General features: G+C 59.1%; 24 protein-coding genes. 8 read left to right on the top strand and 16 right to left on the bottom strand.

Translation table 11 applies throughout. The annotated features are described in order from the left end of the window. Positions 1–18 precede the first annotated feature (18 nt). From C9E91_RS10330 to C9E91_RS10320, 3 genes are all read left to right on the top strand, one after another. Positions 19–843, top strand: coding sequence for an inositol monophosphatase family protein (locus C9E91_RS10330; RefSeq protein ID WP_107108204.1), 825 nt, complete (start codon positions 19–21; stop codon positions 841–843). Between the two features lie 17 nt (positions 844–860). Further along, positions 861–1,685, top strand: a complete 825-nt coding sequence (locus C9E91_RS10325; protein WP_107108203.1) for an inositol monophosphatase family protein — start codon at positions 861–863, stop codon at positions 1,683–1,685. Positions 1,686–1,784: 99 nt separating this feature from the next. Beyond that, the gene (locus C9E91_RS10320) at positions 1,785–2,705 is read left to right on the top strand and encodes an adenylate/guanylate cyclase domain-containing protein (RefSeq protein WP_107108202.1); all 921 of its coding nucleotides are present in this window, start codon (positions 1,785–1,787) and stop codon (positions 2,703–2,705) included. Between the two features lie 22 nt (positions 2,706–2,727). Here C9E91_RS10320 and C9E91_RS10315 read toward each other — a convergent pair whose 3' ends face one another. The 3 genes from C9E91_RS10315 to grxD all read right to left on the bottom strand — a co-directional run bounded on the left by C9E91_RS10315 (position 2,728) and on the right by grxD (position 5,730). Beyond that, positions 2,728–4,008: a multidrug effflux MFS transporter gene (locus C9E91_RS10315; protein WP_107108201.1), complete on the bottom strand. Its 1,281-nt coding sequence runs from the start codon at positions 4,006–4,008 to the stop codon at positions 2,728–2,730. A gap of 13 nt (positions 4,009–4,021) precedes the next feature. Next, positions 4,022–5,254, bottom strand: a complete 1,233-nt coding sequence (locus C9E91_RS10310; RefSeq protein WP_107108200.1) for a multidrug effflux MFS transporter — start codon at positions 5,252–5,254, stop codon at positions 4,022–4,024. Positions 5,255–5,394: 140 nt separating this feature from the next. After that, positions 5,395–5,730 carry a Grx4 family monothiol glutaredoxin gene (grxD, locus tag C9E91_RS10305; protein ID WP_107108199.1) on the bottom strand — a complete coding sequence of 112 codons (336 nt, stop codon included), beginning with the start codon at positions 5,728–5,730 and terminating at the stop codon, positions 5,395–5,397. A gap of 375 nt (positions 5,731–6,105) precedes the next feature. Here grxD and C9E91_RS10300 point away from each other — a divergent pair, with 375 nt between their 5' ends. Further along, positions 6,106–6,405 (top strand): hypothetical protein, encoded by a 300-nt coding sequence (locus tag C9E91_RS10300; RefSeq protein ID WP_107108198.1) that lies wholly within the window; start codon positions 6,106–6,108, stop codon positions 6,403–6,405. Positions 6,406–6,532: 127 nt separating this feature from the next. After that, positions 6,533–7,738, top strand: coding sequence for a hypothetical protein (locus C9E91_RS10295; RefSeq protein ID WP_107108197.1), 1,206 nt, complete (start codon positions 6,533–6,535; stop codon positions 7,736–7,738). Here the strand turns inward: C9E91_RS10295 and C9E91_RS10290 are convergent. The 4 genes from C9E91_RS10290 to C9E91_RS10275 form a co-directional block, all read right to left on the bottom strand. After that, on the bottom strand, positions 7,724–7,957 hold the full coding sequence (locus tag C9E91_RS10290) for a BolA family protein (RefSeq protein ID WP_004108912.1): 234 nt from the start codon (positions 7,955–7,957) through the stop codon (positions 7,724–7,726). The genes C9E91_RS10295 and C9E91_RS10290 overlap by 15 nt on opposite strands. Positions 7,958–7,974: 17 nt before the next feature. Beyond that, entirely contained in the window at positions 7,975–10,206 is a 2,232-nt protein-coding gene (purL, locus tag C9E91_RS10285) for a phosphoribosylformylglycinamidine synthase subunit PurL (protein WP_107108196.1), read from the bottom strand. 155 nt (positions 10,207–10,361) lie between these two features. Then, the gene (locus C9E91_RS10280) at positions 10,362–10,919 is read right to left on the bottom strand and encodes an acyloxyacyl hydrolase (RefSeq protein ID WP_107108195.1); all 558 of its coding nucleotides are present in this window, start codon (positions 10,917–10,919) and stop codon (positions 10,362–10,364) included. Positions 10,920–11,141: 222 nt separating this feature from the next. After that, positions 11,142–12,560 (bottom strand): aminotransferase-like domain-containing protein, encoded by a 1,419-nt coding sequence (locus tag C9E91_RS10275; protein ID WP_107108194.1) that lies wholly within the window; start codon positions 12,558–12,560, stop codon positions 11,142–11,144. 104 nt (positions 12,561–12,664) lie between these two features. On the opposite strand from C9E91_RS10275, the gene C9E91_RS10270 reads away from it, so the two are divergent. Next, complete coding sequence (locus C9E91_RS10270) at positions 12,665–12,907, top strand: DUF1127 domain-containing protein (RefSeq protein WP_107108193.1); 243 nt, start codon at positions 12,665–12,667, stop codon at positions 12,905–12,907. A 40-nt stretch (positions 12,908–12,947) separates the two neighbouring features. On the opposite strand, the gene C9E91_RS10265 is transcribed toward C9E91_RS10270, so the two are convergent. The 6 genes from C9E91_RS10265 to C9E91_RS10240 form a co-directional block, all read right to left on the bottom strand. After that, on the bottom strand, positions 12,948–13,481 hold the full coding sequence (locus C9E91_RS10265; RefSeq protein ID WP_107108192.1) for an AAA family ATPase: 534 nt from the start codon (positions 13,479–13,481) through the stop codon (positions 12,948–12,950). Positions 13,482–13,548: 67 nt separating this feature from the next. Then, positions 13,549–13,953 carry a hypothetical protein gene (locus C9E91_RS10260; RefSeq protein WP_107108191.1) on the bottom strand — a complete coding sequence of 135 codons (405 nt, stop codon included), beginning with the start codon at positions 13,951–13,953 and terminating at the stop codon, positions 13,549–13,551. A gap of 128 nt (positions 13,954–14,081) precedes the next feature. After that, positions 14,082–14,753 (bottom strand): phosphoribosylformylglycinamidine synthase subunit PurQ, encoded by a 672-nt coding sequence (gene purQ / locus C9E91_RS10255; RefSeq protein ID WP_107108190.1) that lies wholly within the window; start codon positions 14,751–14,753, stop codon positions 14,082–14,084. Positions 14,754–14,857: 104 nt separating this feature from the next. Next, entirely contained in the window at positions 14,858–15,100 is a 243-nt protein-coding gene (gene purS, locus C9E91_RS10250; protein WP_107108189.1) for a phosphoribosylformylglycinamidine synthase subunit PurS, read from the bottom strand. Between the two features lie 17 nt (positions 15,101–15,117). After that, the gene (purC, locus tag C9E91_RS10245) at positions 15,118–15,882 is read right to left on the bottom strand and encodes a phosphoribosylaminoimidazolesuccinocarboxamide synthase (RefSeq protein ID WP_015340039.1); all 765 of its coding nucleotides are present in this window, start codon (positions 15,880–15,882) and stop codon (positions 15,118–15,120) included. Positions 15,883–16,146: 264 nt separating this feature from the next. Beyond that, entirely contained in the window at positions 16,147–16,701 is a 555-nt protein-coding gene (locus tag C9E91_RS10240; RefSeq protein WP_107108188.1) for an RBBP9/YdeN family alpha/beta hydrolase, read from the bottom strand. A gap of 176 nt (positions 16,702–16,877) precedes the next feature. Between C9E91_RS10240 and C9E91_RS10235 the strand changes: the two genes are divergently transcribed. Both C9E91_RS10235 and C9E91_RS10230 read left to right on the top strand, forming a co-directional pair. Further along, positions 16,878–17,684, top strand: a complete 807-nt coding sequence (locus C9E91_RS10235; RefSeq protein WP_107108187.1) for a DUF2189 domain-containing protein — start codon at positions 16,878–16,880, stop codon at positions 17,682–17,684. Positions 17,685–17,863: 179 nt separating this feature from the next. Further along, entirely contained in the window at positions 17,864–18,337 is a 474-nt protein-coding gene (locus tag C9E91_RS10230) for a low affinity iron permease family protein (RefSeq protein ID WP_107108526.1), read from the top strand. A gap of 1 nt (position 18,338) precedes the next feature. On the opposite strand, the gene purB is transcribed toward C9E91_RS10230, so the two are convergent. The 3 genes from purB to rpe all read right to left on the bottom strand — a co-directional run bounded on the left by purB (position 18,339) and on the right by rpe (position 20,950). Next, on the bottom strand, positions 18,339–19,640 hold the full coding sequence (purB, locus tag C9E91_RS10225; protein WP_107108186.1) for an adenylosuccinate lyase: 1,302 nt from the start codon (positions 19,638–19,640) through the stop codon (positions 18,339–18,341). Between the two features lie 115 nt (positions 19,641–19,755). Further along, positions 19,756–20,175, bottom strand: a complete 420-nt coding sequence (locus C9E91_RS10220) for a hypothetical protein (protein WP_245407474.1) — start codon at positions 20,173–20,175, stop codon at positions 19,756–19,758. Positions 20,176–20,263: 88 nt separating this feature from the next. Then, positions 20,264–20,950 carry a ribulose-phosphate 3-epimerase gene (rpe, locus tag C9E91_RS10215; RefSeq protein WP_107108185.1) on the bottom strand — a complete coding sequence of 229 codons (687 nt, stop codon included), beginning with the start codon at positions 20,948–20,950 and terminating at the stop codon, positions 20,264–20,266. Position 20,951 lies beyond the last annotated feature (1 nt).

The following is a 20,951-nucleotide window of genomic DNA, read 5'->3' as shown; positions in this document are numbered from 1 at the left end:
TTCAGACAAAGGCCACCGATGACGCTCTCCGATTTAGACTTCGAATATCTGATGGCAACAGTAGCAGAGGCTGCGGCGCAGGAAATCCTGCCGCGCTTCCGCAATCTGGGCGTTGGTGGTATTTCCGAAAAAACCTCGGCCATCGATGTGGTGACGCAAGCTGATCTGTTGGCGGAAAAACATATCACAGCGGCGCTGAAAGCGCGCTTTCCCGACGCACTCATCGTGGGGGAGGAAGCCTACGAGGCCGACAAGTCGGTCGTGCCGGCGTTGGCGGATGCGGAACTCGCCTTTGTCATCGATCCCGTAGACGGAACCTTCAATTTTGCATCCGGTTCGCCTCTTTTCGGAACGATCCTCGCCGTTGTCGCCAAGGGCGAGACGATTGCCGGTATCATCCATGATTCCGTGCTTGGGGATACGGTCACCGCCATACGTGGTGCCGGCGCCTATTTGCGGCGACGGGGAGGGCAGGTGAGCCGGCTCGCGGTTGCTCCGGTCGTACCGTTGAGCCAGATGGCGGGCTTGATATCCTGGCTCTATTTGGACGAGCCGGATCGTTCGCGCATCAGCACCAATATGGCGAAGATACGCATGCCTTTTTCGCTGAATTGTTCGGCCTATGAATATTGGTTGATTGCGTCGGGCAGGATCCACTTCATTGGTCACGCGAGGCTGATGCCCTGGGATCATCTCGCTGGCGTGCTCATTCATCAGGAGGCTGGCGGCTTTGCCGCAAAATTCGACGGCACGCCTTATCTTCCCGCTGAAACGACGGGCGGCATTATTTTGGCACCTGATGAGGAAAGCTGGCGGATGATCCGCCGCGAGATCATTGGCTGATTGGAAAGGATTGCATCATGACATCGCCCGTTGACATTACGACCCTGGCCGAGCTTTTGCGCCGTGCAGCGCAGGCGGAAATTCTGCCACGTTTTCGCAGACTCGGCAGTGACGATGTCCGCGCCAAGAGCGAGGCGACCGATCTCGTGACCGAAGCGGATGAGCAGGCCGAGCGGATGATCAAGGCGGAGGCCAAACAGCTTTGGCCGGGCGCGCTTTTCATCGGCGAAGAGTCGGTTGCCGCAGACCCCGCGCTGATCGATAAGATATCCGGGGCGGAGCTGGCCATCATCGTCGATCCCGTCGACGGCACCTTCAATTTCGCCTCCGGCATCCCCGCATTCGGCGTCATGGCTTCGGTGATCTCCAAGGGTGAGACAGTGGCCGGCATCATCTTCGACCCAATGGGTGACGATTGGGTGCTGGCGGAAAAGGGCAGCGGGGCCTGGCTCCGACGGCCGGATGGCGAGGCGCAGCGCCTCTCCGTGGCAACGCCGGTTGCACTGGAAGACATGGTCGGCATGGCCTCCACCGGTTACCTGCCGAAGGGCAAGCGTGCGGAGATCATGGGCAATCTCGCCAAGGTTCGCTTTCTCACCAACTACCGCTGCGCGGCCCATGAATACCGCACCTTTGCCGGCGGGCACGTCCATTATCTCATGTATAACAAGCTGATGCCTTGGGATCATTTGGCTGGCACCCTGATCTCGGAGGAGGCGGGCGCATACCCCAGGCGCCTCGATGGCTCGCCCTATCTGCCGCATCATGTCGAGGGCGGCCTGTTGATTGCACCGGACAGGGCATCATGGGACGTGTTGAGGCGAGAGGTTTTCACCGTTTGAGATAGCGGTGTTCCCACTTGGAAAGTCGTCAGCGGAACATTATGTTCACTCACGCTATGCAACCGCCGTTTGGCGGGATCTCCGGCTGGGACAAGCTAGATGACCGAAACGAGCCGCAAGCTGACCACCATCTTCTCCGCCGACGTTCAAGACTATACGCGCTTGATGCGGAACGACGAGGAAGGCACGCTCGCGACGCTGAAACGCTATCGCGACGCCATGGCGCGACTGATCGAAGCGCACGGCGGCCGGGTGATCAACACCTGGGGTGACGGGGTATTTGCCGAATTCCCCAGCGTTGTCGAGGCCTTGCGCGCGGCAATCGACGTACAAAACGAACTTGCCGGCTATAATGCCAGCAGCGACTCCGATACGCAGATGCTCTTCCGCATCGGTCTCAACCTTGGCGACGTCATCGCCGAAGGCAACGACATCTATGGCGATGGTGTCAACATCGCCGCCCGCCTTCAGGCATGTGCAGTCGCCGGCGGCATTGTCATTTCGAATACGGTCTACGACCAGGTCCGTAACAAGGTGGCAGTAGGCTTCGATTTTCTCGGCCAACTGGAGGTCAAGAACATCGACGGCGGCGTACCGAGCTATGCGGTGCGGATTGGCGCATCTCAAACGGATTCATCACCGACACATCCTCGCAGCGTCCGAGAACAAGCTCCCAGTACGCCCACGACCATCGTGGAAGCCGCTGTGCGAGGTGAGCGCAGTTACGGCGTGCTTGCGGTGATCGCTGCGGGTCTGGTGGCGCTCAATATTCTCACATGGCACGGCGAGTTTTGGGCGGCGTGGCCAGTGCTTGGCATAACGATGGCCGCCGGGCTTCGCTGGGCGCGGACGAATACGCAGTTTGATCGCCGCCTTGCCACTTTCGCGGTGGTCGGCGCCGGCCTCGTCGGTGTCAACTTTCTATCATGGCACGGCACACCCTGGGTGATCTGGCCGCTATTGGGTCTAGCGGTTCTTGCCGGCATTCGCTGGGTTAAGCGCCAACGCGGCGACATCTGACGCCGCGTTGAGAGACTGTTGCTCAAACATGCCCCATGCCAGGCTCAAGCTGCGGGCTGTCGCCCGGATGAGTAAAGAGCTTGCCCTTTTCCGCCCATAGCGTGGCAACAATCGTCAAGGCCCCGAAAATCGTGAGGCCGGCAATCAGCGGCTGGACGGTTCCATCGAACATCTGACCGACGATGCCGCCGAGCAATACGCCGCCGGTGGTGGAAACGGAGCTGGTAATTGCTGCAGCCGTGCCCGCCAGATGACCCATCGGCTCCAGACTGATGGCCATGAAATTGGTGGTGATGACCGCAAACATCATCAACATCACCGAGATCAGAATATAGGTGAACAGGAAGCTCGGCAGCCCCGCCGTGCCAGCGACATAACCGAAGGCGCCGAGAACGGTGAAGATGATCATCGCGACATGGGAGATGCGCCGCATACCGTAGCTGCGAACGAAATAGCCGTTGGCAAACTGAGCAACCGCAGTGCCTCCCGCCGTTGCTGCAAAAGCGATCGGAAACCAATCGCCGAGACCATAGACTTCGCCGAAGACCTGCTGAACCGAGACCACATAGGCGCAGATGACGCCGGTAAAGAGCGTCAAACCGAGCATGTAGCCGCAGGTGACGCGGTTGGTCAGGACTGTTTTGAAGCCGGACATCACCGAACTGATGGAGAGCGGCAGGCGCTCATTGTCAGGCAAGGTTTCCTTCATGCGAAAGAACGCGATAAGGAAGAGAGCGGCGCTTGCGATACCCAGCGCAATGAAGATCCATTGCCAGTTCGAATGGGCAACGATCAACTGACCGACGGAAGGGGCGACCATCGGCATGATCATGAAAACGATGGTGACATAGGACATGACTCGCGCCATTTCGCGGCCGCCGAAGCAATCGCGGACGATCGCCAAGGTGGTGATCCGAACGGCGGCAGCCCCGACGCCCTGGATGAAGCGCAACACGAGCAACGTCGTAAGGCTGCCGCTCCAAGCGGCAGCAAACAGCGTTACGGTATAGAAGATGAGGCCGCCGAGGAGGATATTCCGCCGGCCATAGGCATCGGACAGGCTGCCGAAAAATAGCTGGCAGATACCGAAGCCGAGGAAATAGACACCGATGACCAATTGCGTGTCATTGGGATTGGCGACCGCCAGCGACTGGCCGATATTCGGCAGGGCCGGCAACATGCTGTCTATGCCCATCGAGATGCTCGCCGTCATCAGCGCAATGATGATGATGAATTCGACGATGCCGAGGCCGATGCGGGCGGAGCCGGATTGCTCCGCGGGCTTTGTTTGGGTCGGGTTCATGTCAAAATGCCTGTCAGTGAAGGGCGAGGGACTGGTCGGAGGGCGGGGGCGCATTCTGCGGCCTAAAGAGGCGCCCCTTCTCGGCGATGAGCACGAAGCCGATGCCGACTAGCGAGACCGTGAAATAGCCGATGATCATCGGCGTTGCCGTCCCGTCGTAGAGCTGACCGATCGCCGCGCCGATCGAGGCGCCGCCGACCGTGCTCATGAAACCAAGCACCGAAGAAGCGGTGCCGGCGACATGGCCTAATGGCTCCATGGCGAGCGAGTTGAAGTTCGAGCCGATCCATCCGAACTGGAACATGGCCAGCGCGAAGAGGATCATGAACAGCGGGAAGGGCATCGGCGCCGGGCCATAGATCTGCACCATTAGCCAAAGGAAGGTGATGGTTGCGAAGCCGATGAGAGCGGCATGCGACAGCCGCCGCATGCCGAAGCGCCCGACGAGTTGCGAATTTATGAAGGAGGACAGCGCCATGAACAGCGCGACGCCGCCGAAGGCAAGGGGTGTGTAGACGCCAAGCCCGTAAATGTCGTTATAGACCTGCTGCGCCGAATTGATGAAGCCGAACAGCGCCCCGAACAAGAAGGTGTTGGCGATCGTGTAGCACAGGGCGACGCGGTTCGTCAGAACCATGCCGAAGCCGGAAATGACCGATTTTACGGTAAGCGGGCGGACATTCTCCGGCTTGAGCGTTTCCGGCAGTCGGAAATACATCCAGATGCCGACAAGCGTCGCCATAGTGCCTATGAAGACGAAGATCATGTGCCAGGTGCTCATCAGCATGATGACCTGCCCGCTTCCCGGCGCGATGACCGGTACGATCATGAAGACCATCATGATCAGCGACATGACCTCGGCCATCTGACGGCCGCCGAAAACGTCACGGACGATCGAGATGGTGATGACGCGCGTTGCAGCCGAGCCCAGGCCCTGGATGAAGCGCAAGGCAAGCAGGCCTGCAAAGGACGGGATCAGCGCAATGCCGAAGGCGGAGATGATGTAGACGGCAAGGCCGATCAGCAGCGGCACGCGGCGGCCGAAGCGGTCAGATAGCGGGCCGTAGAAAAGCTGCGCAGAGCCGAAACCGATCAGATAGGCGGTTACGACATACTGCCGGTGGTTTTCGTTTTCCACGCCGAGACTGGAGCCGATTTGCTGCAGGGCGGGGATCATGATGTCGATGGCCAGCGAATTGACCGCCATCAGGAAGGCCGCGAGCACAATGAACTCGCGTTTACCCATGGGCAATTGCCCCTGGGCCGTAGCCTGGGATGTAGTCGTCACGGTTTTATTCCCATAAACATATCAAGGCGCCGCCCGGCGGCAGCGCCTTATCAACTGAATTGGACTATGGAAACCGGACGAAAGTGCCCGGTGACCGGTCAGGCGGCGCCGCGCACGCTGATGCCGTTTTCCTGAAGATGCTGCTGCAGCTCGCCCGCCTGGAACATTTCGCGCACGATGTCACAACCGCCGATGAATTCGCCCTTCACGTAGAGCTGCGGGATGGTGGGCCAATTGGAATAGTCCTTGATGCCCTGGCGAATTTCCGAATCGGCCAGAACATTGATGCCCTTATAGTCGACACCGATATAGTCGAGGATCTGGACCACCTGGCCCGAGAAACCACACTGCGGGAACTGCGGAGTACCCTTCATGAAGAGAACGACGTCGTTGCTCTTCACTTCGTTGTCGATGAATTCGTTAATGCCGCTCATGTCTCGTCCTTTCACATGCGGGTTCAAGGTCCGCAGCTTCAAATCTTATCCTTAAATAGCAAGGTGAAGGTTCGATTTCCAGCCGCAATCATGCACCCGCGATGTTTTTCATCGCATGAATGGGCTTTCGCGCAACAATGGTTCCGAATAATGGCGCAACTCGGGAATTAGCGACTTTTTTTGAACAGTGCGTTTTGAAATCGCACCTTCAACGTGGAAGCTGAACAACACACATAGCAAGAAACAAGGGACGCTTAGTATCGTGCCGCGGGCCTATTTTTGCCGGGGGTGGGAAATGTTGATTCATGCCGACGAAGGCGGCGTGACGGATACCAGTCCCTTTTTTTGACATGCATTTTTGAGGGAGTGGGCACCATGAGCCATCATCACTATTCCGACGGCCAGGTCGGCGAAGAGCGCGAATTTTATGGCGCCAGTGAAACGAGTGAAGGCGAACGGGAGTATTACGAGCATGTTCGTCCCCCCAGAGCATCGATGCTGAACAGCGCCATCTCCGTCAGCATCATCGTCTTGGTTCTCAGCTTCGCTTTCGGTTATCACGGGTCCACAACGCCAACGCAGCAGGCCCAGGCTGCGACTATTCAGAAGGTCATGACTGCTCCGTCGAGCGATTCCTGCTCCGACCTCTCGCCCTATGCCGGAAGAGATTGCTGATATCGGAGATTCCTTAACCATATCGTGGGAACCTCCCGCACAGCTTTCACGATAGACTGCCATGAAAAAGCCGACAGGTCATGGTGTTGACAGCATCCTATGTAACCCGCCGGGAATTAAGAACAAAATGAATAGTATAAAGAAGAGGGTGGTCCTTCACTTCCCCGGTTTTGAACCATTGGATGCAGCGGCGCATAGGGCGCGTTACGAGCGCTCCGCCAAACAAAGTGCCGCTGCATGGGATTTTTCGGTAGCTGTCGACACACTTCGAAATTTCGGAAGGGCGCCGTATTTCGACGTCAATACCAAGGGCGCGGACTGGCAAACCGAGAGCCGCATTCATATCCTCGATCATAACGATCTAGTCGCCAGGCTGAATGGCAGGCCTTTTTCCGTGCGGATGGGGCAGGGTTATCTGGCCGCGGCCAAGGTCGCGTTGTCAGGCGGTTTAACAGGGTATTTTCGGCATGCCTGGCGCTTCGGCCTGTTCTTCATCTTTCCGTTTTTGCTGATGCTGGTCGGGCTGCTTACCAGCCTGTCCATCGCTCTCGCACCCTTTGCGTTCGGCCTTCCCTCCTGGAGCCATATCGGCAGCATCCCCTTGGCGGTGGCCTTCTTCCTCTATGTCTTCCTGCCGCAGGCCGAGAAGCTGCATACGCTGCACCTCTTTGCCGACTGGGAAATGGCCGTCGCTATGGCGGGATTGAACGGTATTGGCGCCGAGCAGTGGATTGAAGCCTGCGCCATCAGCGCCCGTCAGGCACTTGACGAACCGGCCGACGAATATGTGATTTCATCGCACAGCATGGGCTCCAGCGTTGCAGCCCATGTGATCGGACTACTGCTCGAACGGGAACCTGAGCTGTTTCAAGGCAAGCGCGTTGTGTTCACGACGCTCGGCAGCGCTATCCTGCAATGTGCATTGCTGCGGCCCGCCGCAGTGCTGCGCTCGCGTGTTGGTCTGCTGGCCCGCTGCCAGGATATCTTTTGGCTCGACGTCCATTGCCTGACCGATGCAATCCATTTCTACAAGGCGAAGGTTGCCACTGTTTGCGGACATGCGGGAGGGCTGCAGCCCACGATCATATTCGTTCGCTTCAAGAAGATGCTGACGTCGCAGCACTACGCCAAGATCAGGCGGGATTTCCTGCGCGTGCACAGGCAATATGTGCTCGGACCGGATGTCCGAGCTCCCTTCGATTTCACGCTTTTGACGGCCAGCCCGCTGCCGGCTTCGAGCTTTGCAACATTCACCCAGGCCAATATGCCAGATCGGACTTTCGGAGCTGGCAATGACAACGAAAACGCCCGGCTTTCCTCAGTCGGGCGCTGAGGTCTGTAGCGCCAGGGCGTGCAGCACGCCGCCCATATTTCCCTTAAGCGCGTCATAGACCATCTGGTGTTGCTGCACGCGGCTCTTGCCGCGGAAGGCTTCGGCCACGACTTCGGCCGCATAGTGGTCGCCATCCCCGGCCAGGTCGCGAATCGTCACCTTGGCGCCGGGAATGCCGGCCTTGATCATGTCTTCAATATCGCCGGGATTCATTGGCATTAGTGATTTACCTCACTTCATTCGGCAGCGGCGAGTGCACTGCCATCCATGAAGGCAGGAAACCACGATTCATGCGCCTCGCGCAACTGCTCAACGGAAACGGATAGCAGTCCCTCGACGGCAAGCTTATCGCCCTCAACCGTGCCAAGGCGACGGAACGGCACGCCAGCGCTTTCCGCATTGATGCAGACGAAATCGGCGACGTCGGCAGGCACGGCCACGACATAGCGCGCCTGGTCCTCGCCGAAGAGGATGGCATGGGGCAGGCCCTTGGATTCAGCGAGATCGATGTGCAATCCCTTGTCCGACGCCATTGCCATTTCGGCGAGCGCCACCGCAAGGCCGCCCGAGGAAATGTCGTGGCAGGCGTTGATCTGACCGTTGCGGATAGCCGAACGGACGAAATCGCCGTTACGACGCTCTGCAAAGAGATCGACTTCCGGGGCGGGGCCGTCCGTTGAGCCGAGGATATCGCGCAGGTAGACCGAGGAGCCGAGATGGCTGCCGTCTACGCCGAACATGATGATCCGGTCGCCTTCCGAAGCCGAGCCGATACGCGTCATCGCCTTCCAATCCGGCAGAAGCCCGACACCGGCGATCGTCGGCGTCGGGAGGATCGCAACGCCGTTGGTCTCGTTATAAAGCGAGACATTGCCCGAGACGATCGGGAAGTCCAGCGCCCGGCAGGCTTCGCCGATGCCTTTGATGGCGCCGACGAACTGGCCCATGATCTCCGGCTTTTCCGGATTGCCGAAGTTCAGGTTGTCGGTCGCGGCCAGCGGCTCGGCGCCCGTCGCCGTGATGTTGCGCCAGCACTCGGCGACGGCCTGCTTGCCACCTTCGAACGGATCGGCTTCGACATAGCGCGGCGTCACGTCCGAGGAAAAGGCGAGTGCCTTGGTGGGATGGCCTTCGACGCGAACGACGCCGGCGTCACCGCCCGGAATCTGCAGGGAATTGCCCTGGATCAGCGTGTCGTATTGTTCGTAAACCCAGCGGCGGCTGGATTGATTGGGCGAACCGACGAGCGTCAACAGCGCCTGGCCGTAATCCTCAGGGGCGGCGACGAGATTGGCAGGCAGGTCGGCACGCTTGTCGGATTCGCGCCATGGGCGATCATATTCCGGTGCCTGGTCGCCAAGATCCTTGATCGGCAAATTGGCGACTTCCTCGCCCTGATGGATAACGCGGAAACGCAGATCGTCCGTCGTCTTGCCGACGATGGCGAAATCCAGGCCCCATTTGACGAAGATCGCCTTGGCGACGGCTTCCTTTTCCGGCTGCAACACCATGAGCATGCGCTCCTGGCTTTCCGACAGCATCATCTCATAGGCCGTCATGTGCTCTTCGCGCACCGGCACCTTGTCGAGATCGAGCTCGATGCCGAGGTCGCCCTTGGCGCCCATTTCGACAGCCGAGCAGGTGAGGCCGGCCGCACCCATATCCTGGATGGCGATTACAGCGCCCGTCTGCATCAGCTCCAGGCAGGCCTCCAGCAGGCACTTTTCGGTGAAGGGGTCGCCAACCTGAACGGTCGGGCGCTTCTCTTCGATCGATTCATCGAATTCGGCCGATGCCATCGTCGCGCCACCGACGCCGTCGCGGCCGGTCTTGGCGCCGAGATAGACGACCGGCAGGCCGACGCCTTTGGCTTCAGACAAGAATATGGCATTGGACTTCGCAAGGCCAGCAGCAAAGGCGTTGACCAGAATGTTGCCGTTGTAGCGCGCGTCGAATTCGACTTCGCCGCCAACGGTCGGCACGCCGAAGGAGTTGCCGTAGCCGCCGACGCCAGCGACAACGCCGGAGACGAGGTGACGGGTTTTCGGATGATCCGGCTCACCGAAGCGCAGAGCGTTCATCGCCGCAATCGGGCGCGCGCCCATGGTGAAGACGTCGCGCAGAATGCCGCCGACGCCGGTCGCAGCACCCTGATAGGGCTCGATATAGGAGGGATGGTTGTGGCTCTCCATCTTGAAGACGACGCAGTCGCCGTCATCGATGTCGACTACGCCGGCATTTTCGCCAGGGCCTTGAATGACGCGCGGACCCGTGGTCGGCAAGGTGCGAAGCCATTTCTTCGAGGATTTATACGAGCAGTGCTCGTTCCACATGGCCGAGAAGATGCCGAGTTCGGTAAAGGAAGGCTCGCGGCCGATCAGATCCAGAATGCGCTGATATTCATCCGGCTTCAGGCCGTGGGCGGCAATCAGTTCGGGGGTGATCTGGATCGAATTGGAAATGGTCATGGGCGCTCGATGGTCCTTGCCTGTAAAGGGTTTGAAGGCCGGTCAGGGGATCGAGGTCTCTTTAGCGCATGTGAACCCGTCGTGCGACAGGAAAATGCCCGCCATTCACAATGGGTGAAGAGCGGGCATCGCTATTTTCAATTGCTGCCTGGCGATCAGAACTTGTAGCCCACCAGCAGCCCGGCTCGCGTCATGCCGGCATTCGGCCCATCGCAGAGATTGGCATGCGAAGAATGCGCCACTTGCGCCATGAGGCTCCAATGATTGTCGAAATTGTAGCCGACCCCTGCATATTCGTGGAAAAGCAGACGACAGCCGAGCATCGGGCCGTCTTTGGTCCAATCGTCGAGATTGCCGGTGTGCACGGTGCCGCCGAAACCGGCTTCCGTGAAGATGCCGTTACTGTGGGTAAGTGTCCAAGAAAGGCCGGTAAAGACTTGCGTCGCTGCGGTATCCGTGGTGCCGATCGAGGTGCCCAGGTGAATGCGCGGGCGCAGAAGTTGATCTTTCCAACCGTCTGTCGGATCATAGCCGAAGGGATTGAACAGCACTTCGACTTCCGGAAAGACGCCGGCTTCGTGGTCATGTCCAGTCTGGATGGAGCCGCTGGCGCCGAAGCGAAGCTCATCGAATATTTTGGTGCCCGTCGCTGCTTTTGTGTCCGCAATGTCCGCGGCGGCAGCAGATTCAGCGATAAGAACCGAACCAAACATTACCAAAGAGGTGATCGCACACGTCCAAAAACGGCTACCAGAAATAGCGTCAAAAGCCATGCACCCAACCCCCAGATGGCAAGCGATTCGCAGTCGTTAACCAAGTGGTAACATCCTTAAGGTCGGGGTAAAGTAGGCCAAAATATATGACAGTGCATTTCGCAAAAACTGCAGCGAAACTGCAACAGTGACGTCATAAATGGCCGAGATGGCCGGTAGCCATCATATGTGGCTGTCGTAGCTCGCGGACCCGTTTTCCAGCAGATGACGTAACGTCATGAACCCGCTTGCGACCTCGTCGCGGCGTTGTGGTGACGAAAAGGCGACGCGAACGCGGTGATAGGTCTTGTCCGTGCGGGCGGCCTTGAACTCGTCCTCGTCGTCGACGAGGACGCCCTCGGCAAGGGCGGCATTCTTGAACGTACCCGAAAGCCAGGGTTCCGGCAGCTTCAGCCACAGGAACGGCACATGCGGATGCGAGGTGAATTCGAAGCCCGACAGTGTTTCCCGCGCCAATTGCTCACGAACGCGAATTTCCTCGACCGCCTGCCGCCGCAATGCCATCGCGTGGCCGCTCAGCACCAGCCGGGCACAGGTTTCAGCCAGGATGAAGGGCAGGCCGCCGGTCGTCATCTTATGGGTGACCTTGATGCGTTGGGCGAAATGCTGCGGGCAGGCGACCCAGCCGCCGCGCACGCCGGCGGTCACCGATTTTGACAGGCCACTGACGAGGAACGTGCGCTCCGGCGCAATGTCCGCCATCAGCGGGTTAGGATCTTCAGTCATGCCCCCATAGAGATCGTCTTCAATCAGCCAGACGCTATGGCGGCGCGCTATGGCGGCGATTGCCCGGCGCCGCGCCTCCGGCATGGTCACCAGCGTCGGATTGTGCGCCGTCGGCATCAGGAAGGCCAGGCGCGGATGCTGCTGCTGACAAAGCCGTTCGAAATCGTCGGGGATAATGCCGTGCTCATCGGAGTCCACCAGGATGGAGCGGCGGCCGAGAAGACGGGTAGCGCGGCTGACTTGCGTATAGGTCAGGTTCTCGAAAACGATCTTGTCGCCCGGCGAGGTGACCGCAGAGATGACGGCGATGGCGGCGGCGTGAGCGCCGAGTGTCGGCACGACCGTTTCGATCGCCGGCTGCCAGCCATTGCGGGCAAGCCAGACCTGGCCGGCGCGAAACCAGTTCGCCGGGAAGTTTCGTGAATAAGAGGAAATCTCCGCCCGATGATCGCGGCTGATATCGGCAAAGAGCTGGCCGATGATCTCGCCTTGGCCGATATCGGGGGCTGCCGTCGTATCGAAACGGATCTTGTCGCCGGGGATCTCGAGACCGCGGGTGCCGGCAAGCGCCTGCGTAATCGGGTCGATGGGTTCGATCTGCTTGCCGTTGGCGCGCTCCAGCACATAGGTGCCACGCCCGACTTCACCGGCCACAAGGCCGCGCTCATGTACGAGCGCATAGGCGCGACTGACCGTGCCGATCGTCACCCCGATATCGTAGGCGAGATTGCGTTGTGGCGGCAGCTTCGTGCCCGGCGGCAGCACGCCGTGGGTGATCGCATTCTCGATGCTATCGGCGACGCGAATGTAAACCGGGGCGGTTCCGCTGGATATGTCAGGCAGCCAATTTGTCATAATGACAATTTCCTAGATTGCTTCGCGAATAGAGTCAATATTATGAGTCAATTCGTGTCGTTTGGCTCGATACATTTCGATTGTCACGATCAAGCGAGCAGGAAATGGATACAATAGAGACAATTCACCTCGGTAAGACTACCATAGTTGGCGGCGGGGAGACTCCGCGCACCTTCATGCCGATCTCGCGCTTGGCGCGTCGCCTTTTTGAAAGTTTTGCAGCTTGGCTGCAGAAACGGGAAACGCGCGGGACTTTGCGCTATCTAACGGACGACGAATTGCGCGACATCGGCCTGACCCGCCGGGAAGCGATGACCGAGGTGAGCAAATCGTTTTTCTGGGACTGAACGGCGCGGCGACGAGCGACGAGGTCAAGCCGCACGACGGCTAGGCGCCATCCAACACGGAAAGCACGATGTTCGCACGCTTCTCGATAGACACCTTCGGCAAGATGTGAACTTCATAGCCGAGCGAAGGATAGATCGAGCTCAGCCTATCGTATTCCGCGATGGCTGCTGAGAGATCATGCCTTCGCTCGCGGTCCGCGACATATATTTCCGGCCATGGCGGCGTCAGGAAGACATGTCTGTTGTAGCGATGGGATTGTCCCAGTACGGCCAGGTCGGCTTCGCCAGTCAGATGGTGAAGAGCGGCAGCAGCATCGATCAAACCTCTGTCGAAGAATACCAGGCCGGGAGCCGAGGCTGCGGAGGAACGATCTGATATCGACATCCCCACGGCCCGGCGGGCAAATGCGGGTGCATCAAGCCAAGGCAGGGCCGAACCGCCGCGTTCCAATTCCTCGATGACGATCCGACGTCCCGGTTCTTCTACGACTTGGTGGCCGCGGCGCCTAAGCTCCTCAAGCAGCGTCGACTTGCCTCCGCCCGAACATCCGGAAATGATGACAAATCGATCCAAGACAGCGATCCCCGAACTTGCGGGCCAGCCACGTTTGCCCAGGATATCGGGCGATTTGGGCTAGGCTTTAGCAGCCCTTCGTGCCTGCGGCCCAGCGGTTGACGTCACCCGTGATGCGGCCGCCGGAGGCGCCTGACATCATCGGGCCGAAGGCCTGCAACTGCGCCGGGCTGCCTTCCGCCTGAACGACGAGAGACGGCCGGCCGGTCGGATGTTTCTTATCAACCACGAGAATGCGCGGGCGACCCGTATAGGAGTTAAGCTCGGGAGCAAGCTGATAACCTGCGAAGGCCGGATCAGCCGATTTGAACCAGCAGGCATTGGCGTTGACCATGACGCGCTCCATCGTCGACAGAGCGCTGTGATCGGTTGCGCTGATGCTCGGCGGACGCGGACCGCACGAGGTCACCAGCAGCCCAAGCGTCGCGATGGCAGCGGCGGAGTAAAATCCTGTCAGGAGGCGAGGGCGCATCAATCTCTTTCCAATAAAGCAGTTAGGGCCAATGAATTAAGGCTGTTCTGCCGGAGGCGGCCAAATGGCGTTCCGGCGCCCTGCTGTTTTATGCAAAGACGCCGATTTTATGGTTTCGATGCTGCTTATCAGGCAGCGATCACGTCGAGAGCGGAAGCGAAGAGACCGCGGCCGTCGGCGCCGCCATGGGCCGCTTCGATCAGGTTCTCCGGATGAGGCATCATGCCAAGCACATTGCCCTTGGCGTTGATGATACCGGCGATATCGTTGATAGAGCCGTTCGGATTGGTGCCTTCGGCGTAGCGGAACACCACCTGACCATTGCCCTCGATCGTCGCCAGCGTTTCCGCGTCGGCAAAAAAATTGCCGTCATGATGGGCGACCGGGCAGCGGATCACCTGCCCCTTGGCATAGGCGCGGCTGAAATCCGTTTCGGCATTGACGACCTCGAGCTTGATCTCGCGGCAGACGAATTTCAGCGACGCATTGCGCATCAGAGCGCCGGGCAACATGCCGGCTTCCAAAAGGATCTGGAAACCGTTGCAGACGCCCAGAACCTTGACGCCCTTGTCGGCCTTCTCCTTGATCGCCTGCATAACCGGCATGCGGGCTGCGATCGCGCCGCAGCGCAGATAATCGCCATAGGAAAAGCCGCCGGGAATGACGATCAGGTCGACGTCCGGGACCTCGGTCTCTGTCTGCCAGACCGTGATAGGCGCATTGCCGGAAATCTTGGTCAGCGCCGCGATCATGTCACGATCGCGATTGAGGCCGGGGAGTTGGACGACTGCTGATTTCATGATGCTGTTCCCGAGAGAGGCGAGTGGCGATCGCTGGAATATGCTCCGTCAAGCCATACTCCTTTGCCTGTTGCAAAGAAAGAATGGCTCACGAAGGAGGGCGATCAGTCGATCGAAATGCTGAAGTTCTCGATCACGGTATTGGCGAGGAGCTTTTCGCACATGGCTTTCAGCTCGACTTCGGCCTTGGCCTTGTCGGTGCCGTCAAGCTCCAGGTCGAAAACCTTGCCTTGACGAACCTGATGAACGCCGTCGAAGCCGAGGGCGCCGAGGGCGCCTTCGATTGCCTTGCCCTGCGGATCGAGAACGCCGTTTTTCAGCGTGACGGTTACACGAGCCTTGATCACGATAGTCCTTCCTGCGCTTACTTGACGAGAACCGGGCCCGTGCCGCGCACGGGTTCGTTTTCATTGATGATGCCGAGCCGGCGGGCGACTTCGGAATAGGCTTCCAGCAGACCGCCCATATCGCGGCGGAAACGATCCTTGTCCATCTTCTCGTGGGTTTCGATATCCCAGAGACGGCAGGAGTCCGGCGAAATTTCGTCGGCAAGGATGATGCGCATCATGTCGCCTTCGAACAGGCGGCCGCACTCGATCTTGAAATCGACGAGCTGGATGCCGACGCCAAGGAAGAGGCCGGTCATGAAGTCGTTGACGCGGATGGCAAGCGCCATGATGTCGTCGAGCTCGGCCGGATTGGCCCAGCCGAAAGCAGTGATATGCTCCTCCGAGACCATCGGGTCTTCGAGCGCGTCGGACTTGTAGTAGAACTCGATGATCGAGCGCGGCAGCACGACGCCTTCTTCGATACCGAGGCGCTTGGCGAGCGAGCCGGCGGCAACATTGCGCACGACGATCTCGAGCGGGATCATCTCCACTTCCTTGATCAACTGCTCGCGCATGTTGAGGCGGCGGATGAAGTGCGTGGGAATGCCGATTTTGTTCAGATGGCTGAAAATATATTCGCAAATACGATTGTTCAGAACGCCTTTGCCATCGATGACTTCGTGTTTCTTTTTGTTGAAGGCGGTAGCATCATCCTTGAAAAACTGGATCAGCGTGCCCGGCTCAGGCCCTTCGTAAAGGATCTTGGCCTTGCCCTCGTAAATACGGCGGCGACGGTTCATCGGTAATGTTCTCTGTCGTTAGCGCTCTGAAATAGCGCAAGTGGATCGATCTGTGGGCGTCCCCATAACGGATAAGAAGCGAATTCACAATCCGCCAGCGCCTCCTTCCTCGGAATTCCGGCTTTGGTTCTATACCAATGCGAGAATCGCGATCCTGTTCTCACATGTTCTACAGGCTTTTATTTGACGATGGAATGAAGCCGCTCCTGTACTTCACAGGCTAGTGAGCATGGCTTGGGCCACTATACCACGGCTTGGCGGCAATCACGGCTTGAGCTGGCCGAGAAACTTGGCAAAGACCATCGTGCCTTCCGGCCAGGGACCATGACCGGAATCGGCGTTGATATGGCCGGCCTCGCCAGCGTCGATCAACAGCGAGCCCCAGCTACCTGCAATATCGTCGGCATGCTCATAGCTGCCGAAGGGATCGTTGCGGCTGGCGATGGTGATCGACGGAAAAGGCAGGGGATTGCGCGGATAAGGACCGAACGTCATCAGATGCTTCGGCCTGATCTTCGGATTGGCGACGTCGGGCGGTGCAACGAAGAAGGCGCCGGCCACCTTGTTGCGGAAATGCGGGATCGCGTGGATCACCGAGGGCACGCCAAGCGAATGCGCCACCAATACGACCGGCCGGGTCGAGGCGTTTACTTCTTCGGCGATACGGGCAACCCAATCATCGCGCACGGGCTTCGACCATTCGGCCTGCTCCACCCGTCGCGCCGTGGAGAGCTTCTGCTCCCAGCGCGTCTGCCAGTGGTCCGGACCGGAGTTGGTGTATCCGGGTATGATGAGGATATCTGCGTCGGAGGCTTTCATGATGGCGCCGATGTGGAAAAGGAAGGCCGAGGTGTCAAGGGAAAAGGCGACAATTGCGGCAAAATTTGCTAGGATCCCGCCTGCCGGTAGCGAATGATGATGTCGGCGCCTCTAGTTGCCCGACGTTTTCGTGCCGCCAGCTAAACTCATATAGGCTGATGAGGAGGAGGAATACTATGACGGCATTTCATGTCATGGCTGGCGCAAACCACACCTTTACGCGTCCGGCCATCCGCAAGATCGGCATTGCCGATCTCATCGATGCCCTGAAACTGGGGCTGGACGACTTCAGCGAAAAACCATCGCATTACGTATTCCTGTGTCTCATGTATCCGATCGCGGGCATAGCTCTGGCGATCTGGAGTTCCGGCGAGAATCTGCTGCCGTTACTGTTTCCGCTGATGTCCGGCTTCGCGCTGCTGGGACCACTGGCGGCGATCGGGCTTTATGAGATCAGCCGGCGGCGGGAGCAGGGGCTGGATACGTCCTGGCGGCATGCTTTCGATGTCCGTTTCTCTCCGGCATTGCCGTCCATCATTGTGGTCGGCCTGCTGCTGTTTGGCTTCTTCATCGTGTGGCTGGTCGTGGCACAAACCATCTATACCGCCTATTTCGGCGATAGCGTGCCTGCAACGCTCTCGTCCTTCGTGTCGAACGTGGTGACGACGCAGCAGGGCATGAGCATGATGTTCTGGGGCAACCTCGTCGGATTCGTCTTTGCGCTCGTTGTGCTGGCGACAACCGTCGTTACCTTCCCGCTGCTGCTCGACCGTGATGTCGGTGCCGTAGCGGCGGTCGATGCCAGCATTCGTGCGACGCTCATCAACCCGGTGCCGGTGGCAATCTGGGGACTGATCGTGGCCGGGCTTCTTGTCGTCGGTACGATCCCGATCTTTGCGGGGCTTGCAGTGGTCATGCCCATTCTCGGACATGCCACCTGGCATCTCTATCGCAAACTCGTGATGCCGGTCGGCCCAAGCTGAATTCAGCCGCGTTGCGGTTCCAGTCAGATCAAATGGAACCGCCCGTGACCTTGCAACGTTGATCCGCATCAACTCGCACGCCTCTTTCGGGTTCAACGAATTCGGGAGAGGCGTGCAAACGAGGCTTGGATATTTGCATGTCCGTTTGGACATGCGACCCGGCGGAAGATGCGGATCATATGGCAAGGCTCAAGCATATTTTCTCCCGTTTTGCCGCCATTGTTTCGGAGTGGACTGGAAAACCGGTCGTCTTCATATTGGCTCTGATGTCGGTAGTTGTCTGGGGTATCACCGGACCGATCTTCGATTTTTCCGAAAATTGGCAACTGGTCATCAATACTGGCACGACCATCATTACCTTTCTGATGGTTTTCCTGCTGCAGAATTCGCAGACGCGCGACACCCGCGCCATTCAAGCCAAGCTCAACGAACTCATCCTGACCAGCGCTGCCGAGAACCGTTTCATCGGCATAGAAAATCTCGACGAAGAAGATTTGAAACATCTCGATCGTCTGGTGGCGAAGGCAGCCAAGCGCGATGGAGAGAGGCCGGGCGGCGCCAGCAAAGAGGATGAGGCTGACGGGAATCCCAGCATGAAACAGAAAAGGCGGCGCGTCGTCGGCGCCGCCTCGTCAGATCTCGATCAACAATAGATCAGCCAAACACGCGCTTGAAGATCGTGTCGACGTGCTTGGTGTGATAGCCCAAGTCGAATTTTTCGCGGATGTCTTCTTCCGAGAGCGCTGCGCGGACCTCCTTGTCGGCGAGCAATTCTTCGAGGAAGTCCTTGCCCTGTTCCCAAACCTTCATGGCGTTGCGCTGGACGAGGCGATAGGAATCCTCGCGGGAAACACCTGCCTGTGTCAGCGCCAGCAGCACACGCTGAGAATGAACAAGTCCGCGGAACTTGTTCAGATTCTTCATCATATTGTCCGGGTAGACGAGCAGCTTGTCGACGACGCTGGTCATGCGGGCCAGGGCGAAATCGAGCGTCACTGTCGCATCGGGGCCGATCATGCGCTCGACGGAAGAGTGGGAAATATCGCGCTCATGCCACAGTGCCACATTCTCCATCGCCGGCATGGCATAGGAGCGAACCATGCGGGCAAGGCCGGTCAGGTTTTCGGTCAGCACCGGATTACGCTTGTGCGGCATGGCCGACGAGCCCTTCTGGCCGGGAGAGAAATATTCCTCGGCCTCCAGCACTTCGGTACGCTGCAAATGACGGATCTCGGTGGCGAGACGCTCTATCGAGGAGGCGACGACGCCGAGCGTTGCGAAGAACATGGCGTGACGGTCGCGCGGGATGACCTGGGTCGACACCGGCTCCGGCTTCAGGCCCAGAGCCGCCGCGACATGTTCCTCGACGCGCGGATCGATATTGGCAAAAGTGCCGACGGCGCCGGAGATGGCGCAGGTGGCGACTTCCTCGCGAGCTGCGATCAGGCGCTGCTTGCAACGCTCGAACTCGGCATAGGCAAGCGCCAGCTTGACGCCGAAGGTGGTCGGCTCGGCATGAATGCCATGCGAGCGGCCGATAGTGACGGTATCCTTGTGCTCGAAGGCACGGCGCTTCAGGGCTTCCAGAAGCTTGTCGATATCGGCGAGCAGCAGGTCGCTGGCGCGGACGAGTTGAACGTTGAAGCAGGTGTCGAGAACGTCCGAAGAGGTCATGCCCTGATGCACAAAGCGGGCATCGGGACCGACGATTTCGGCGAGATGCGTAAGGAAAGCGATGACGTCGTGCTTGGTGACGGCTTCGATCTCGTCGATGCGGGCGACGTCGAAGGTCGCCTTGCCACCTTTTTCCCAGATGGTTTCGGCTGCGGATTTCGGAATGACGCCGAGTTCGGCCAGCGCGTCGCAAGCATGGGCTTCGATCTCGAACCAGATGCGGAACTTGGTTTCGGGCGACCAGATGGCGACCATTTCCGGTCGGGAGTAGCGCGGGATCATAGGCTCAAGCTTTCTTGGGTAAGGGGAAACGTATCCTCGGCGCCCCCATAACAAAGACGGGAGGTAATCTCAATGTTTTCTGGCTCAATGTTTCTGGATCAATCTTTACTTCAACTCAACGCATATGTCTGGCGAGATAAAGGCTCGCCACCACCAGGAAGATGAAGCCGAGCGGCAGAAACAGGCCCAGGCCGAGGATGGCGAACTGATAGACGGCGCTGGCGCTGGTGAAAACAAACTGAAACGCCCAGATGAGCGTGCCGAAAGGCGCATGCCAGCGTGCATAGAACCAGCGATAGTCCATGGCGAAAAGAAAGGCGGTCATGGCGACGGTGCCAAGCGACAGTGCCAGAAAGAAAGCAGCAAAGCGCGTTTCGAGCGGCCGGCGGTGCGCAAGCAGCCGCGCGAGCGGCAGCGTAAACGGCCAAGCGAGCGTGCCGCCAAAGAAATAGACCGCCATGAGCGCGGGCAGATGGCTCGTCAGTAGACCGTTGCGCAAATAGAGCACCGATAGCGCTGAACTCGCCATTGCCATGCCCCAGCAGGGCGCCCCGAGCAGAAGCTGTCGATAGGACGGAAAGGCTACCCTCAGCCGTCCGGTGGTCACGACAGCGCTGGCCGGATTAATTTGATCCAACGCGGCCTCGTTCTGCCGCAGTGCGCAGGTCGGAGACCGTCTGCCGATAGGCCTCGGCGGATCCGCCCTTGAAGATCGCCGAGCCGGCGACGAGGACATTGGCCCCGGCGGCGGTGACGATCGGAGCCGTGTCGACGGTGACGCCGCCGTCGACCTCGAGTTCGATCGGGCGGTCCCCGATCAGCGACCGGGCATTCCGAATCTTGTCGGCCATGGCAGGAATGAACTTTTGGCCGCCGAAGCCGGGATTGACCGACATGATCAGGATCAGGTCGATGTCATCCAGCACGTTTTCCAGAACGGACAAAGGTGTTGCCGGATTGAGGGTGACGCCGACCTTCTTGCCGAGATGACGAACGGTCTGCAGCGAACGATGCAGATGCACGCCGGCTTCGGCGTGAACCGTAATGCGATCGCAGCCGGCCTTGGCGAAGGCTTCGAGATAGGGATCGGCGGGCGAGATCATCAAATGGCAGTCGAAGGTGGCGCTGGTATAGGAACGCAGCGACTTGATGACATCGGGGCCGAAGGAGATATTCGGCACAAAATGTCCGTCCATGACGTCGAGATGGATCCAGTCCGCCCCGGCTTCGGTCACATCTTTGACTTCCTGTCCGAGCTTGGCGAAATCGGCCGCGAGGATGGAGGGCGCAATGCGGATCGGCAATGTCATG

It is taken from the genome of Rhizobium sp. SEMIA4064, assembly GCF_003025035.1.
In the GTDB taxonomy this organism is placed as follows: Bacteria; Pseudomonadota; Alphaproteobacteria; order Rhizobiales; family Rhizobiaceae; genus Rhizobium; species Rhizobium paranaense.
This window is presented reverse-complemented; position numbering and strand designations above follow the sequence as displayed.